The organism is Streptomyces sp. NPDC022552, assembly GCF_055561875.1.
In genome coordinates this window covers 1,070,271-1,086,051 of sequence record NZ_JBVHGJ010000001.1, presented here as the reverse complement: position 1 = coordinate 1,086,051, position 15,781 = coordinate 1,070,271, and the positions used below count along the sequence as shown (strand labels likewise).

The following is a 15,781-nucleotide window of genomic DNA, read 5'->3' as shown; positions in this document are numbered from 1 at the left end:
CGCCCACCTCCACACCCACGGAACCCCCCTCACCTGGCCCACCCACACCCACCACCCCCACCCCACCCCCCTCCCCACCTACGCCTTCCAACACCACCGCTACTGGATCGACCTTCACGCGGGCGCAGGGGCCGTTGCGGCCGACAGGCAGGCCGGGACGGAGGGGACGGCCGGTGCGCCCGTGCGAATCGCCGGTACGGACGCGACCGTTCACACCGCCCGCATCACCGCGCGCAGCCACCCGCACCTCGTCGGGCAGACCCCCGACGGCATGCCTCACCTGACCGCGTCCGCGCTCGTCGAGCTCGCGCTGAACGCCGCCGACCACACCGCCAACAACACCGTCGAAAAGCTCACCGTCCACGCACCCCTTCCCGTCCCGGCGACCACCGCCCTCCAGCTCCAGACCCGCACCACCCCCACCGACGACCCACTGCGACGGACCGTCACCGTCCACGCGGGTCCCGCCGGACGGTCCGACGCCCCGTGGACGGAGCAGGCGGTCGGCACACTGGCGTTCAGCGGCCCCGGCGCGGTGTTCGACCTCGCCCAGTGGCCGCCCGTCGGCACGACACCGGTCGACGTGGAGGGCTTGCGGGCCCAGGCCGCCGACGGCGCCCCGGAGGCGTTCGAGTGGGGCGAGGTGTGGCGTCGCGGAGACGAGGTCTTCGCCGAGGTACGTCTGCCGGAAGGGGCGCGCGACCAGGTCGGCGCGTCCGGTCTGCACCCCGCACTGCTCGAAGGCGCCGTGTGCGCTGCGGTCTTCCTGACGCCCGACGCCCCGGCGGCGGTACCCGCGGGGTCGCGTCGCGTGGCCGAGTGGAGCGGGGTGCGGCTGTACGCGACCGGGGCGACGTCCGTACGGGTGCGGCTGGCCCCCGTGGACGGCGGAGCGGGCGAACTGTCCGTACAGCTGGCCGACGAGGAAGGACAGCCCGTCGCCGCCGTGGAGTCGCTCGTCCTGCGCGAGGCCGCCGCGCCGGTGGCCGGGCACGGCCGGGCCGCGTACGACAGTCACGCCGGGCAGCGCGGAGGACGGCTCCAGCTCTCGGACTCCCTCTTCGAGGTCCGTTGGGTTCCCATCGCCCTCGGCAGCCGGGAAGCGGCACTGCGCGTGCAGGACGTGTCGCTCGACGACGCCGCCACGGTCCGCGCCCGGGCGGTCCTGGGCCACGGTTCGGACGTGGCACTGCTCCGGCTGGAGCCGGCCGCCCGGGCCGGGGGCGGAGACATGGCGGCGTTGGCACGGGCCCGGCTCGACAGGGTGCTGCCCCTGGTCCAGGAGTGGCTGGCGGACGATTCGCTCGCTGACGTACCCCTGGTCGTGGCGACCACTCGGGCCGTGGCCGTCGCCGACGGGCACGAGGTCGACCCCAGCGCTGCCGCGGTGTGGGGCCTGCTGCGCTCGGCGCAGTCCGAGGCCCCCGGCCGCATCGTCCTGGTGGACTCCGACGAAGCGCCGCAGACCGCGGCCGATGATGCGGACAGCGTGCAGCGGCTGCTGGCCTCCGTCATGGCGCTGCGCGAGCCGCAGGTCGCGGTGCGCGGGGGCCGGGCGTTCGTTCCCCGGCTGTCGTCGGCGGCGGCGCGGGTGGACCACCCGGCCGCGGAGGCAGGGGGCGCGAGCCCGTGGAGCGGTTCCGAGACGGTGCTGATCACCGGAGGCACCGGGTCTCTGGGCGCACTGTTCGCCCGGCACCTGGTCACCGAGCACGGTGTACGGCACCTGCTGCTGACCAGCCGGCGCGGGCCCGAGGCCCCGGGTGCTGCCGAACTGGTCGCCGAGCTGGAGGGTTTGGGGGCGCGGGTCACCGTATCCGCGTGCGACACCTCCGACCGGTCCGCGCTCGGCACACTGCTGGCAGGCATCCCCACCGAGCATCCGCTGTCGGGAGTGGTCCACGCCGCCGGCGTGCTGGACGACGGGCTGATCGGGACGCAGACCGCCGAGCGCGTCGCAGCAGTGCTGCGCCCGAAGGCGGACGCGGCCTGGCACCTCCACGAGCTGACGCAGGATCTGGACCTCAAGGCCTTCGTGCTGTTCTCGAGCGTCGCCGGCGTCATCGGCGGCCCGGGCCAGTCGAGCTACGCGGCGGCCAACGTGTTCCTGGACGCCCTGGCCGCGCTGCGTGCCGCCCGGGGTCTGGCCACCACGTCGATCGCCTGGGGCCTCTGGGAACAGGAGGGCGGTATGAGCGGCCACCTGGAGGAGGCCGACCTCAAGCGGATCGGCCGCTCGGGTTTCCGGCCGCTGGCGCAGACGGACGGTGTGGCGTTGATGGACGCCGCCCTCGCGACCGGTCGGCCCGAGTTGGTCGTCACCCCGATGGATCTCGAGGCGTTGCGGAGCCACGCCCTGGAGGCGCCGCGCGTTCTCACCGGTCTGCTGCCGGTTCCGGTGCGCCGGGTGGCGCGCAACGAGCGTGCGGACGGTGCGGCGCTGGCCGGGCAGCTGGCCGGACTCGACGAGCAGGCCCAGCACGAGCTCCTGCTGTCGTTGGTCCGTTCCGCGGCGGCGGCCGTCCTCGGGCACGGGGACGCGAGCGGTGGCGGCATCGCCCCGCAGCAACCGTTCTCCTCGCTGGGGTTCGACTCGCTCACCTCGGTGGAGCTCCGCAACCGGCTGGGGAAGGAGACCGGTTCGCGCCTGCCGGGCACGCTGATCTTCGACCACCCGACGCCGGCGGCGCTGGCCGGACACCTGCGCACGACCCTGGTCGAGGGAGCCCAGGACCCGGGCCGGACGAGTGCCGGTCATGCCGAGCGGGCCGTCGACCTCCGGGCCGAGATCACGCTCGCCGACGACATCGTCAGGGCGGCCGAGACGGCGCCGGTCACCGACGACCCGACGGACGTGCTGCTGACCGGAGTCACCGGTTTCGTGGGCTCGTTCCTGCTCAGGGACCTCATGCGGTCGACGCGCGCCACGATCCACTGCCTGGTGCGCGGCGATGACGAGGCCCGGGCCCTGGCCCGGATCCGCGCGAACATGGAGTGGTACCGCATCTGGGACTCGGTGGATCCCGCCCGCCTCAGGATCGTGCTCGGCGATCTCACCCGGCCGTGGCTCGGGCTCGACGAGGACGGGTTCGACGCGCTGGCCCGTACCGTCGACGTGGTGTACCACGCGGGAGCCACGGTGCACTGGCTCCGCCCGTACGCCGAGCTCAAGGCCGCCAACGTGACGGGAACGCAGGAGGTCCTCAGGCTCGCCGCCCGGCACCGCACGGTCCCCGTCCACTACGTCTCCACGGTGGGCGTGTTCGCGGGACCGCGGGAGGACGGTGCGCCGCTGTCCGTGGACGACGTGACCGGCCCGCCCGAGGCCCTGCCCACCGGCTATGTGCAGAGCAAGTGGGTGGCGGAGGGCATCATCGAGCTGGCGCGCGAGCGCGGTCTGCCCGTGAGCGTGTACCGGGTGGACGTCGTCTCGGGCGACCAGGAGACCGGCGCCTGCCAGACCCGCGACTTCGTGTGGCTGAGCCTGAAAGGCCTGCTGAGCGCGGGCGCCGCGCCCGCGGGTGTCTCGGGCGACATCCACGCGGTGCCGGTGGACTACGTCAGCGGTGCGGTCCTCGCCCTCTCGCGGCAGTCGGATTCGCTGGGCCGGACGTTCCACCTGTCGAACCGCAACAGCCTCGACTACGGCGAGTTCGTACGGTATCTGCGGTCGCGCGGCTACCCGCTGGAGGAGCTCTCCTGGGACGCCTGGCAGGAGCGGGTCGCGGCCGACGCGGACAATCCGCTCCATCCGCTGATGGCGGCGTTCGAGGTGATGGTCTTCGACGGCGGCCGGTTCTATCCGGCCTTCGACACCTCGGCCACGGACAGCGCGCTCGAAACCGGCGGAGTCGTCTGCCCGGCGATCGACGAGGATCTCGTGGCCAGGTACGTCGAGTTCTTCGTCGGCGCCGGCTACTTCCCCACCCCGCCGGCCCGGCCGGGCGTGGTGTCGGCGGTGGGTGTCGCGCTCCGGGCGCCCCAGGGCGTCTGACACGAGCGGCGGGCCACGGCGGCGGGGCGGCGACAGCTGCCCCGCCGCCGCGTGCGTCGCGGCCACCGCGGGCCCCTGCGAGGCGGCGCGGAGCGGCTCCAGGTCCCCCGGCATCCGCGTCTGCCGCCGGCACGGGTGGGCGGCGGGAGGCGGATCGTCCGCCGCGCTGCCGTCGCCGGCCTCGGTCCCGGACGGCCTGTCGCCACGTCCCACGTAGGTGGTTGTCACGGCGGCGTGAGGGCTGCGTTCCGGCTTCCGCACCTCCCGGTGTCTGTCGTCCGAGTGCGTCCGGAGACCGTCTCCGGGCATGGGTGCGGGCGGTCCGGGGGCGCGCTGTCCGGCGCGTCCCTGGACCGCCCGCGGGGGCCCTCGGGGAGGGGCGGTTCATGAGCTCGTACGGCCGTGGGCCAAGAGGCGCCGCGGGGCCGTCGAGGAGTGTCCTGGGTTACGCCGGGGCGAAGCCCGCGGCGAGCTGGAGGTCGGTGCGGATCGCGTCGGCCACGTCACGGACGAGCCCGTCGAGGTAGAAGTGACCGCCGGGGAAGACCCGCAGGGTGCCGCCGTTCTGCGCGTGGTCGAGCCAGGTCCCCGCCTCGTCGGGGGTGACGAGGGGGTCGGCGTCGCCGATGAGGACGGAGACAGGGCAGGTGAGGGGCTGGGCGGTCGCCCAGGAGTAGGCGCCCAGGGCGCGGTAGTCGGAGCGCAGCGCCGGCATCGCCATGGCCATCAGCTCGGGGTCGTCGAGCACCCCCCGGCTGCCACCGAGCCTGCGCATCTCGGCGGCCAGCTCCGCGTCGCCGCGCAGACCGTCGCTCGAGCCCGGGCCGAGAGACGGCGCGCCGCGGCCTGAGGCGAAGAAGCGCACCGGGTCCGGACGTCCGTCCCGGATCAGACGCAGGGCGACCTCGTAGGCGACGACGGCGCCCATGCTGTGGCCGAACAGGGCGTAGGGCCGGGCGGGGTCGGCCGGTAGGGCGGCGGCGATGAGATCGGCGAGGCGGTTGACGTCCTCGACGGGCGCCTCGTGCCGGCGGTCCTGCCGGCCCGGGTACTGCACGCCGAGCACCTCGACGTCAGGGGCGAGCGCGCGGGCCAGGGACACGTACGCGCTGGCGGCCCCGCCCGCGTGGGGGAAGCAGATCAGTCGCGTTCCGCTGTCCAGGGGCGGCCCGAATCGGCGCAGCCAGCTGTCGTTGACGTTCTCGTGCACGGGTTGGTTCTCCTTGTCGTTCTCGGCCGTCGGACGCGAGGCCGGCCGGGGCGCCGTGGACGTGGCGTGCGACGGCGGCCGGGAGGGCGTTCAGCTCTGCCGGCGCTGCGCGTCGTACGGGTCGCGTTGCTCGCCGGAGGTGTGGGCGCATCGCGGCGGGCAGAGGCCCGCCCAGTGCCCGGAAAGGGATCCGAACGCGCCGGCCGTGAAGTGCGACAACACGACCATTCCCGGGTCGATCTCCTCCTCGCGGATGACCGGGCGTACAGGAATCGGTCGGAACGCTGTGCTGCGCATGGGTCTCTCCTGACGTCCACCGGATGAGGGATGGGTGCGGCGTCGGACGGACGATGTCGCCCGAGGAATCGTGGAGCCGATGCCACGGTATTGCGGTGGCGGCGCTGGGCATTCACGTCACGGTCATGACCGGGGAACTCCCCTGCGGGCGAGTCCGTGACCGAGGGATGACCGGCGCGAGGAGCGTTCCTGCGCACGCCGACACCGACAGACGCGTCGGTACGGTCGGAACCGGCGTGTGGACGCCGACGTGCCCGGGAACGGACGCCCTCGGATGGGCGGCCGCTCACGGGCAGTGGCTCGTCTGTGGAAGGACCCGTCTGTGGAAGGACCGTCTTGGAAGGGCCCGTCTGTGGAGCTCGGCTGCCGACCTCGCGGAGGCGCCAGGTGCGGCGCCCGCCCCTCGCTCACCGCACGGTCGGACCGTTGCCCGGTGTGTCGCCGAAGGCGAGGGGGGCGTCGCCGGGGCAGGCGACGCCTGCGGGGATCTTGCTGACCACGCCGCGTATGAAGGAGTCGGTGGCCGGGCCACGCAGGGGCCTGTCTCCGGGCCGCCCCGCGGAGAAGAGGTCCCGCACCCTGCCGGTGCCCTGCGCGGGGCCGTACGGCAGCGCGTCCGGGATCCGGCCGGTGGAGCGTGGGGCGGTGAGGGTGACGGTGGTGGTGTGGCTGCTGCCGGCTCCCCATTCGGGGCGGCGCCGCAGCAGTTCGGGGCGTGCCGTGACGATGACGAACAGCGGGACCGACGCCGGAAGGTCGGCGAGGGCCTCCACGAAGTCGAGTACGTCGTCGTCCGCGCGGTGCACGTCGTCGAGAGCCAGCACGAGAGGCGTGCGGACGGCGACGTGGGTCAGGAGTCGCCGGCAGGCCTGGAAGACGTCGCGCATGGCGTCCTCGACATGGTGGGTGCTCTTCAGGCCGTAGAGCATGCTCAGCCGGGCGGACAGCCAGCTGCGCTCCGGGGCTGGGTCGACCCACTGGTCGAGGGCCGCCGACAGCCTGCCGTACACGGCTGCCGGGGAGTCCTGCGGGGAGATGCCGCACAGGGTGGACACCATGCTGGTCATGACCGTGACGGCGTCGTTGTCGGCCGACCGGGGGACACGGGTCATCAGCCACTGCGGTGGTTCGGCGCGGCCGTCGGCGAGGTCGCCGCGGAACTCATCGAGGAACCGGGTCTTGCCGATGCCGGGTTCGCCCAGGACGGTGACCAGATGGGTCGTGACGCGGCGCCGGGTCCAGTCCGACAGGCCCTGGACCATGGCGAGTTCGGCTTCATGGCCGGCTATGGAGCCGGGTCCGGGAGTGGCGGGGCCGTCGCCCCGGATGCCCTCGAGCAGCCAGTCGTCGTCGGCGGTGCCTGGTCCGGGCCGGTACGCGACGACGGCTGCGGTCGGCCGGCGGGTGCGGTCGCAGACCGCGATCTGGCCGCCGGACGTCGTGGAGAGCAGGGTCTGGCAGCGTTCGACGAGGGATCCGAACACCGACGGCGCGGCAGCGTCGCCGGAAGGACTGCGTACGAGGGCTTCGCCCGTGGCGACGGCCAGACTGACCTCAGGGACCGGGGCGGGCAGGGCCGTACGGTCGGCGTGGTGTCCGGGGGTCGCCAGGAGGTGATCGCGCACGGCAAGCGCCGCGCGTACGGCGCGTTCCTCGCAGCCTTCGGCGCCGGCGTCGGCCAGCCCGAACGCCAGCAGGGACAGCGGGCCGATGGCCAGGGCTAGCTGGCCTCCGAACTGCTCGGCCTTCTCGGCGACGAGGGCGGCGACGTTCTCCAGGGCGTCGTCGATCTGCGCGGGTCGAAGCTGTCCGGTCTGCTCGCCGAAGCGGCTTCGTATCAGCACGAGGCTCATGTGGCGCCGCTCGGGCCGGATGCGCTGCGGCAGCCGCGCCGGCGAGGCCGTCGTACCGCCCGGGGCGGACGTGTCGGCCGGCAAGGGCTGGGCGGGGCCTCCGGTGTCGGACGTGGCGTCGGCGGTGAAGGCGGCCACGGCATCCGTGGCGGTGAGGTGCGCGGGGGCGCCGGGCACCGGCACCGCTCGCGGGCGGTCGACGAGAGAGGCGTGCGGCTCGGTGGCCGGCTCGCCTCGGCGGGACGGCTGCTCGGGGGTGAGGGAGGGGTCGTGGGTGAGGATCGCCCGCTGCAGTGACTGCAGTTCGCGACTGGGTTCGAGCCCGAGGTCCTGGGCGAGGGCGGTCCGCAGACGGCTGTACGCGTCCAGGGCCTCGACCTGTCGTCCGCACCGGTACAGGGCGAGCATGAACTGTCCGCACGACCGCTCACGGAAGGGTTCGTCGGCGACGATGGCGGTGAGGTCGGCCAGTACGTCGTGGTGACGCCCACAGCCCAGCTGAGCCTCGAAGTAGTCCTCCATGACGTCGAGCTTGGCGCTCTGCAGAGCGGTCAGGCCGGGCCAGGCGATGCCGGTCTCGACGAGGTCCGCGAGCGCCGGTCCGCGCCACAGGGCCAAGGCGTCACCGAGCAGGTCGGCGGCCTGCTCGGTCGTGCCGGCGGCGAGGTGGGCCCTGCCCTGTTCGACCTTGCGGTGGAACCGGTGCAGGTCGACCTGTTCGGGTGCGACGCGCAGCATGTAGCCCGGGGCCTGTGTGACCACCGCGGCCGCTTCGTGTGAGGGGTCCGAGGCCGAGAAGAGGCCCCGAAGACCCCAGACGGCGTTCTGCAGGACCTTGCGGGCTGTGGGAGGCGCTTCGTCGAACGCCCATAGGGCGTCCTGCAGTTCGCTGACGGCGACCACACGGTTCATCTGTAGCAGTAGAAATCCGAGGGTGGCCCGTTGCTTCGCGCCGCCCAGGCTCACCGGACGGCCGTCCATCAGGACTTCGAGCGGACCCAGAATCCGAAACTCCATTGCTCCCCCTAAGGTGATCCGGACGTTCGAGGCGGGCCGGTGACCGATCTCCCCGGCCTTCGGGTTGGGCCCTGTCGACGACGCCGGCAGTGCCGCGGACGCGCGCTCACGACCGATCCGTCGCGAACGGCGCACGGCGGACGGCCGTGGGCGGCGGACAGGGCTGGACGGAAGAGGAATGCGGGCGCGGCGACGTCGACGGGCCCGGATCAGAGGTGTCAGAGATGGTCAGAGGTGTGCGGAGCCAGGCCGAACGGCGGCGTCCGGTCGTGGCGTGATGCGTGGCCGGCCTGCTGACTCAAGAAGTCTCCCCCTGTCACCTCGACGCGTGGACGATCAGTCGTTCATAAACATACCTTCTCGAACGTCAGTTTCTTCGAATCAGTCCGCTACTTTGCAACTTCACCCTCTGACCAGCGGCGACACTCCCGCCCGCTGCCCTGAGGCGCCGCCAAGGAGCACCGTCGCCGGGCGCGGAGGCGGTCAGGACGGGCTGGTTCCGCGCCCCCGACCAGCGGCGAAAGCTGCGGCGGGGGCCGGGCGAGGGCGGCCCCGGCGCATGGAGGCGCGATCCGGCCAGGCCGGTCCGTACCGCCGCATGCGCGCGGGAGCGAGGCGCTCGCACATCCCTCTCCCTCCGACCTCGGGCGACGTTCCCGCAGGTAGAAGGAGTTGACGCAGGGTCAGCTACTACCTGCGGGCGAGCCATCGACCGTACGGGCACGCAAGTGCGGGGCGCGACGAGATACGGCCAGATCACCGAACAGCCCGCTGGCGACCTTGAGGAATGAACCGTCCGAAGGAAAAATTCTCCTGAGAAGGTTATTGCTGTTCCGCCTGGTGACCTCCGGCGCGGCGACCGCCCGCCTGCCGGCCCGGCGCCGCCCGGCCGTCGGTCCGGCCGCCCCTCGGAGAACAGTCGCACCGAACGAACGCGTGGAAAGGTAGGACACCGTGCCGAAGCAGGACCGAGCCAGAAGGACCCATGAGGTCCTTCTGGACGCCGCGGCCGGCGAGTTCGCCCGGCATGGCTACGCCGGCGCCAATCTGGAGCGCATCGCGGTACACGTCGGCATGACCAAAGGAGCCCTGTACGCGCACTTCCCGTCCAAGGAAGCCCTCGCCGCGGCTCTGACCACCCCGTTCGAGCAGACGTGGCGGACGATCCTGCAGCAGACGGACGAGACCGGCGGCGACGCGCTGGGGGCGTTGCAGTGCATCGCGTTCAGCCTGGCGCGGCGGCTGAGCGTCGACATCCGCTTCAGGGCGGGGCTCCAGCTGGAGTCGGAGGAGGCGCGGGCACGCGGTGAGGTCCCGGCGGTCGTGGGTGACATGACGCGGGTGGCCATCAGGCTGGCACGCCAGGCTCAACAGCGAGGCGAACTGAAATCGGCGTACACGCCGGAGGCGCTCAGCAGCCTCCTGGCCGCCTCCACGTTCGGCATGTACCACACGATGTCGCTGCACCGACTGGACACCATCCCCCACGAGGCGCGCCGGATCTGGCAGCTCCTCTTCTCCGCTCCGGCCCGGTGCCCCGCCGGCGCGGCCCCGACGGCCGGGGACGCTCCCGACGGAGCGGCCCGAGCGGCCGGTAGCGCGGAGGTCGGCTGAGTCTGGCGCGACGAGACCCCTGCCGGTGCGCCCCGGCGGGGGTCTCGGCACGTCGCCGACGGACCGACCGTCCGAGGGCGTACGGCATCGGCGGGACGTCACCGTGCAGCGGCCCACCGGCCGTGTCAGGAGCACCTGCGTCGAGCGCAGCCCGAGGTGAGGGACGACAGGGCCTCGGGCGCCGGAGGGTTCAGCTGCCTGAAGGCGTACGCGGCCGAGATCATCGTCATGTGGTGGTGCCAACCGGGGAACGAACGCCCCTCGAAGTCCTGGACTCCGTAGTGCTCCTGGAGGTCGGCGACGCAGCGGCCGACGACGACGGCGCTCCGCGCCAGGGCCATGATCTCCTCGACCCGGTGGCCGGTGAGACTGGTGATCCAGAACCGTTCGGGGCGACGCCCCTGAGTCACCGGCCGCGCCACCGAAAGGTAGGTGCAACGCAGCCCGGCCGCCTGGTTCCCACCGGACGCCTGGCCGACCGCGGGCGCCAGCCGTATCTGGCCGACGTGCACGGTGAACGGCTCACTGCCCCCCGGCAGGCCGGGACGCACCACCCGATGGGACTGACGCGTGGGGCTGTGTGCGGCTGGCTCGGCGACGCCGCCCGTGGGCGGCCCCGCCTGGGGAAACCTCACAAGCTGCTCCGCGCTCACCTCGCACACGAAGTCGGCTCCGTGCCGGACCAGCCCGTCCAGCACCGCCCCGGCGTCGGGGTAGGGCCGCAGGTCCAGCACCCACGGCGCCTCCCCCATCCGGCCGCACATCGCCACCCGCGCGGCGAAATCCAGGATGTGCGCACCGGCCGGCTGTGCCTCGACGGACGCGGGGATACGGGCCCGGGCGCGTCTCTCCTCGTCCCCGCACCAGGCGTCGCCGAGCAGGAGACTCCAGTCCGTCGGCACGCACGTCCTGTCCGTGACCATGAACAGCCCCATCGCGACCTGGCAGTTGACGGCACGTCCGGACTCCGTGTCGAACCGCCGGTGCACGCCCACCGAGTGCTCTCCCCGCTTGGGGATCGTCACCTCCGCGACGCTCCAGGCCCGCGGCCGACCGAGTGTGGCGACCGAACGGGACACCGCCCGCCGGACCGGGGTCCACTCCCAGGGGCTGTTGTTGATGAACTGCTGCAGCCCGTGCGCCGCCTGCATGGTGGGCGCCACGGCCGCGGCCAGGCGCCGCAGCGTCTTCTTCCCCGGCAGGCTCAGCAGCGCCCGTAAGTAGGCCTGCGCCCACCGCCTTTGATCCGCTCGCTGCAACGGCTCGAAGACGTCCTCCGCGAACGCCCGCAGCAGATGCGTGTCGACCGGAGCCATGCCCTGTACGTCTCCCGACGGCATGTGTTGCCTCGTCCCCCCTCGCTGACCGACCACCCGGTGGCTCATGCGTCAACCGACAACCAAAAATACCTTCCAGAACGTCAGTTTTGTGTCTGTCAGTACGGCAAGGTGTCGGCATCCGGCAGGGCTGCCAGCAGGTCCTGGCTCGCGCCGACGACGACGGGACGGCCGACCTCGGTCAGCATGGGCAGGTCGGAGAGATGGTCGCCGTAGGCGTAGCAGTCGCCTGCCCCGATGTGGGGGTACGCGCGCAGTACGGCACGGACGACCTCGCGCTTGCCCTCGCCGATGACAGGCGCACCGATGACGGCTCCGGTGTACACACCCCGGCACGCCTGGGGTCGGGTGCCACGGACGTGCACCGCGCCGACGTCCCCCGCGATCGGGGCGAGCACGGCGTCGAACGCCCCGGAGACGAGGACGAGGACGGCGCCCTCCCGCTGATGGCGCCGGAGTGCGGCCCTGGTACGGGGAACGTAGAAGTCACCGCCCTGGAGCCGTTCGTCGAACCAGCGCCGACCCCACTCGGCCACCTCCTCGGCACGCTGCCCCCGCCAGGCCTCGTAGTACGCCCGGTTCGCCTCGTCCCGCCCGGCGCCTGCCGCCTGAAGACGAGCCAGCCGCTGCCGCGTCGCCCGTGCGTGGCGGACCCCGGCATCTCCGTGCCGCCCGGTGAAGTAGAACTCGAGAAAGTCGAACACGCTCTTCGGCTTGATCAAGGTCTCATCGACATCCGTGAACACCAGCCTGACAGCCAAGAACCCCATCCCCTTCCAATGGATCACACAGTCCCAGTACGCGACACCGGCCACGGGCGCGACGCGGGTCCGACCGGACCGCCCGCGCCGGCTTCGGCCAAGAGCGGCCGTCACGCGAACAGCCGGTGACGGCGGCGCCGATCCTCCATCGCCGCCGGGAGCGCGTCGGCGAACGCGGCAGCGGCACCCTCCACACGCAGCGCCCCGTGCGAGGCGACAGCGCGGACGTCGCGCAGGTAGCGTCCCAAGTCGCCTCCCGTGTCGAGCAGATCGGCCTCGCCGGCACTCATCAGCAGATCCATGGCCCCGGCCAGGCGCTCGGCCCCGACCGCCGCGTCGCGCCGGTTGCGGGCGACCGCGAAGGGCGAGACCTCCCCGGTGTCCGCCCGGCGCACCGCCTCGGTCAGCAACAGCGCCACAGCCTCGACATCCGCCCAGGCCCGTGCCAACCGCGCAGCCTGGCCCTCCCTCACCGGCGATTCGCCGGAGCCCGCTGGTCCGCTTCCCGCGGGTCCTGCCGTGGTGGGTACGGCTCCCGGGAGCAACCGCTCGCTCCACACCGCCAGAGCACGGCGGGCCGCCCCCAGCGCCGGCGCGCTGAAGAGCAGGCCGCCCGCCAGATGGGCCGGCGCCACATGGCAGCGTGCCCGGCCGTCGGGAGCACCGCCGGCGACCAGGACGTCGAACGGGACGGTACGGCCGGCGGGCACCGTCGTGGCCGGGAGCACGACCGTATGGCTCGCGGTACCGCGCATGCCGCTGCTCCGCCAGGTGTCGACGACGGTCACCGCACTCCGCGGAACCGCACAGACCCGGAACCGTGGCCGCTCCGGCTTCCCGTCGCCGTCCGCCGCCCGACTCTCCGGCCCACCCGATCCGGCCACGGTGGCTGCCGACGGTACGCGGGCACCCGGGCCCCCCGTACCGGCAGCGGGGGACTCGGGGGCGCACAACAGCAGCCAGTCCGCGTGGTCCGCACCGCTGACGACCGGCCACTCGCCCTGGAGCAGCCACCCGCCGTCGACCGGTACGACCGCACCGGACGGTGGCGTCAGTCCCGCGGCGATCCGCACGTCGGGCGAGGCGCCCCACAGCTCCTGCTGCCCCTCCTCGGGCAGCAGAGCCGCGAACCGTGCGTGCGCGGACCACAGCATGCCCAGCCAGGCAGCCGACGCGCACCCCCGGGCGACTTCCGCGGTGGCCTGGAACACGTCGGAGAAGGTCCCCTCACGCCCCCCGAAACGGCGCGGTACGAAATGCCGTGCGAACCCCGCCTCGTCGAGCGCCGCCAACGTCCTGGCACTGACACACCGCTCGGCGTCCGCCGCACGGGCACCGTCCTCGGCCACCGCGGCGGCTCGCGCCACAGCGTCCCGGCGAAAGCCGGACTCGGCCCGGAACGCCCTGTCGGACATCACTGGTTGTTCACCCCCGACTTGCCAACGACAACAAAGATCACATCTCGGCCGGGCCCCGTGCCGCTCCCAGCGGCGAGCCAACGGCAATGTCACAGCAAAGAAACTGACGACAACGAACCAAACTCGTTGAAAACATGCGTGTGCGTAGGTACTTATGAGCAGCTGTCACGAATCGGACGGCGAACGAGCCGAGCGATCCGGGATCCGGGATCCGGGGAGAGGGGCGCGTGAGACGACCGCGGAACTCGTCAGCGGCGGGAGCCCGACTCCACCGACGACCGGCCGCTCGGAGCAGGAGACGATGTCCGGGCGGGCGCCCAGACCATCGTCGATGTCATGACGACGGCGTCCCGCTGAACAGCGTCCACGGCGAGCTCCCGCGCACCCGTCCGGTCCCCCGCACCACGGTCGGAGCGCACCACCAGCCGTGTGGGTACGTCGAGTTCGGCCCAGGCACGACACTCGGAGTCCAGCGCCACCAGCACATACGGCCCGGCGCCGGCGGAAGGTGCGGGCGAGTGCGTGGCCGATGGTGGGGCGGGGGAGGCCTCGGCGGCGTTCACCAGCAGATGTCCGAGCTGACGGAACCCCTCGAAGACCACCATCAGCGGCACGTGGTCGGTCGGGTGGTCGAAGAGGATCGCGTGGTCGAGATCGGCCGCGAGCAACCACTCCCCCGGCCGCTCACCGGTCATCAGCACACTGTCCTTCTCCCGCAGGCGCCCCACGGAAGACCCCGCAACTCGGCCCGGATGCCCCGCAACTCGCCCGCCAGGGAACCCTGCGAAGCGCCCCGTCGCCCCGGCAGGCCGGCCTGCCGGCGGCACTCCGCCCGGACGGCGGCGCAGCCTGCGGTAGTACGACTCGTCGACGGCCACCACGCTCAGGCCGCCCCGTCCGCACACCACGCCCGCGACGCGGAGTTCGGCCTCGATCCGCATGCCACGGCGCCGCGGCGAGTCGTTCCCGACACCGAACCAGCGGACGTCCAGCACCACCGGCAGCGGCTCCCCGCCCACCCGCAGCGCATCGGGGTCGTCGATCACCAGATGCATGTCCCGGCCGACGAACCGGCGCTCCAGCGGAACGCCGTAGTGCCAGTGCGCCACGTACACCAGCGCCTGACGGACGGTCTCCGCGAACAGCAGCGGATCGCTCCTGCCCGCCGGATCCGGGTGGTAGAGCGCGTGATCGCGCGGCCACTGGGCCGCGATCACGAAATGGTCGTCCTCCAGTGCCACGGCATCGGTCAGGAACACCTCCGACACGGCCGCCCGGTGAACCAGTCGCCGGGGAATGGTCTGCTGGAACGTAAGCTCAGGAGCCCGGCTCACGAAACCACCCGCCCGGACGTGCTTAACACCCCGTGCCGTCGCATACACACACCCCCGTCGTACCGCCGACCCGGCCTCTTGCCGGGCCCTGTTCGGCCATGCAAAACCTACCTTCGAGAAGGTATCTTTCGGGTCTCCGGCACTGCCAATGCGGCGCATGTCACTGCCCAGTTAGGACCAAACGCCATGAACACACCCGCCACACCTGCTAGGGCCACCTCGCGCCGCAGCGTCTCCACGGAGCCCGCACGCTCAACGGTCAGGCAGGAGCGCGCCGTTCGTACCCGCGCGCGCATCCTCGCCGCGGCAGCCCAGCTCTTCGCCGAGATGGGGTTTCCCACCGTCACCATCCAGGACGTGGCACAGCACGCCGACGTCACCAAGGGCGCCGTCTACTTCCACTACGCCAACAAGGAAGCCCTCGCCCACGCCGTCGCCGACGAGTTCTACAGGCGGATCCGCGACATCGCCGACACCGTCGAGAACAAGGAGCTGACCCCCCTGTCGGCCGTGGCGGAGCTCCTCACCCGGACCGCCACCGCGCTCAGAGACGACATCGTCATGCAGGCCGGAGCCAGGCTCCAGATCGAGCGGACCATGATCACCCCCGAACTCCCCACGCCTTTCGAGGACTACACCGAAGTCATCACCGCGTGGCTCCACCGGGGCGCCCACGACGGCACCCTTCCGGCGACCACGAATCCCACGGCCCTCGCCCAGGTCCTCGTCTCCGCCTTCTTCGGCGCGCAGCACATCTCCTGGACCCTCAACAACCGCGCCGACCTCCCCGCGCGCACCCACACCATCATTCAGACCGTCATCCCTCACATCTAGGGGGTGACGACCGGCCCTTCGGACGACGGGACCCGCCGCGACGGCCCGAGCCGAGCGGCATCGCACGAAGGGCCCCCGACCGGCACTCTCGCCGGCCAGAGGCCCTTTCGGG

The 15,781-nt window shown here is 72.5% G+C and carries 10 protein-coding genes; 3 read left to right on the top strand and 7 right to left on the bottom strand.

What is annotated here, in order from left to right; genetic code table 11:
- The first annotated feature begins 181 nt into the window (after positions 1–181).
- The gene (locus tag ACZ3OF_RS04925; RefSeq protein ID WP_467302777.1) at positions 182–3,994 is read left to right on the top strand and encodes a thioester reductase domain-containing protein; all 3,813 of its coding nucleotides are present in this window, start codon (positions 182–184) and stop codon (positions 3,992–3,994) included.
- Between the two features lie 445 nt (positions 3,995–4,439).
- Here the strand turns inward: ACZ3OF_RS04925 and ACZ3OF_RS04920 are convergent, their stop codons facing one another.
- From ACZ3OF_RS04920 to ACZ3OF_RS04910, 3 genes are all read right to left on the bottom strand, one after another.
- Positions 4,440–5,204, bottom strand: a complete 765-nt coding sequence (locus ACZ3OF_RS04920) for a thioesterase II family protein (RefSeq protein ID WP_361666092.1) — start codon at positions 5,202–5,204, stop codon at positions 4,440–4,442.
- Between the two features lie 90 nt (positions 5,205–5,294).
- A complete protein-coding gene (locus ACZ3OF_RS04915; protein ID WP_361666094.1) occupies positions 5,295–5,501 on the bottom strand; it encodes a hypothetical protein in 207 nt (68 codons plus the stop codon).
- Positions 5,502–5,908: 407 nt separating this feature from the next.
- Positions 5,909–8,266 (bottom strand): BTAD domain-containing putative transcriptional regulator, encoded by a 2,358-nt coding sequence (locus ACZ3OF_RS04910; protein WP_467302774.1) that lies wholly within the window; start codon positions 8,264–8,266, stop codon positions 5,909–5,911.
- Positions 8,267–9,325: 1,059 nt separating this feature from the next.
- Between ACZ3OF_RS04910 and ACZ3OF_RS04905 the strand changes: the two genes are divergently transcribed.
- On the top strand, positions 9,326–9,985 hold the full coding sequence (locus ACZ3OF_RS04905) for a TetR family transcriptional regulator (protein ID WP_467302772.1): 660 nt from the start codon (positions 9,326–9,328) through the stop codon (positions 9,983–9,985).
- Between the two features lie 125 nt (positions 9,986–10,110).
- On the opposite strand, the gene ACZ3OF_RS04900 is transcribed toward ACZ3OF_RS04905, so the two are convergent.
- From ACZ3OF_RS04900 to ACZ3OF_RS04885, 4 genes are all read right to left on the bottom strand, one after another.
- Positions 10,111–11,301, bottom strand: coding sequence for an IS701 family transposase (locus ACZ3OF_RS04900; protein ID WP_361666100.1), 1,191 nt, complete (start codon positions 11,299–11,301; stop codon positions 10,111–10,113).
- A 119-nt stretch (positions 11,302–11,420) separates the two neighbouring features.
- The gene (locus ACZ3OF_RS04895; protein WP_467302769.1) at positions 11,421–12,092 is read right to left on the bottom strand and encodes an HAD family hydrolase; all 672 of its coding nucleotides are present in this window, start codon (positions 12,090–12,092) and stop codon (positions 11,421–11,423) included.
- 101 nt (positions 12,093–12,193) lie between these two features.
- Positions 12,194–13,498, bottom strand: a complete 1,305-nt coding sequence (locus tag ACZ3OF_RS04890; RefSeq protein WP_467302767.1) for an acyl-CoA dehydrogenase family protein — start codon at positions 13,496–13,498, stop codon at positions 12,194–12,196.
- A gap of 251 nt (positions 13,499–13,749) precedes the next feature.
- Entirely contained in the window at positions 13,750–14,769 is a 1,020-nt protein-coding gene (locus ACZ3OF_RS04885) for a ScbA/BarX family gamma-butyrolactone biosynthesis protein (RefSeq protein ID WP_467302765.1), read from the bottom strand.
- Between the two features lie 252 nt (positions 14,770–15,021).
- Here ACZ3OF_RS04885 and ACZ3OF_RS04880 point away from each other — a divergent pair, with 252 nt between their 5' ends.
- Positions 15,022–15,669 carry a ScbR family autoregulator-binding transcription factor gene (locus ACZ3OF_RS04880; protein WP_361666109.1) on the top strand — a complete coding sequence of 216 codons (648 nt, stop codon included), beginning with the start codon at positions 15,022–15,024 and terminating at the stop codon, positions 15,667–15,669.
- Positions 15,670–15,781: the final 112 nt, after the last annotated feature.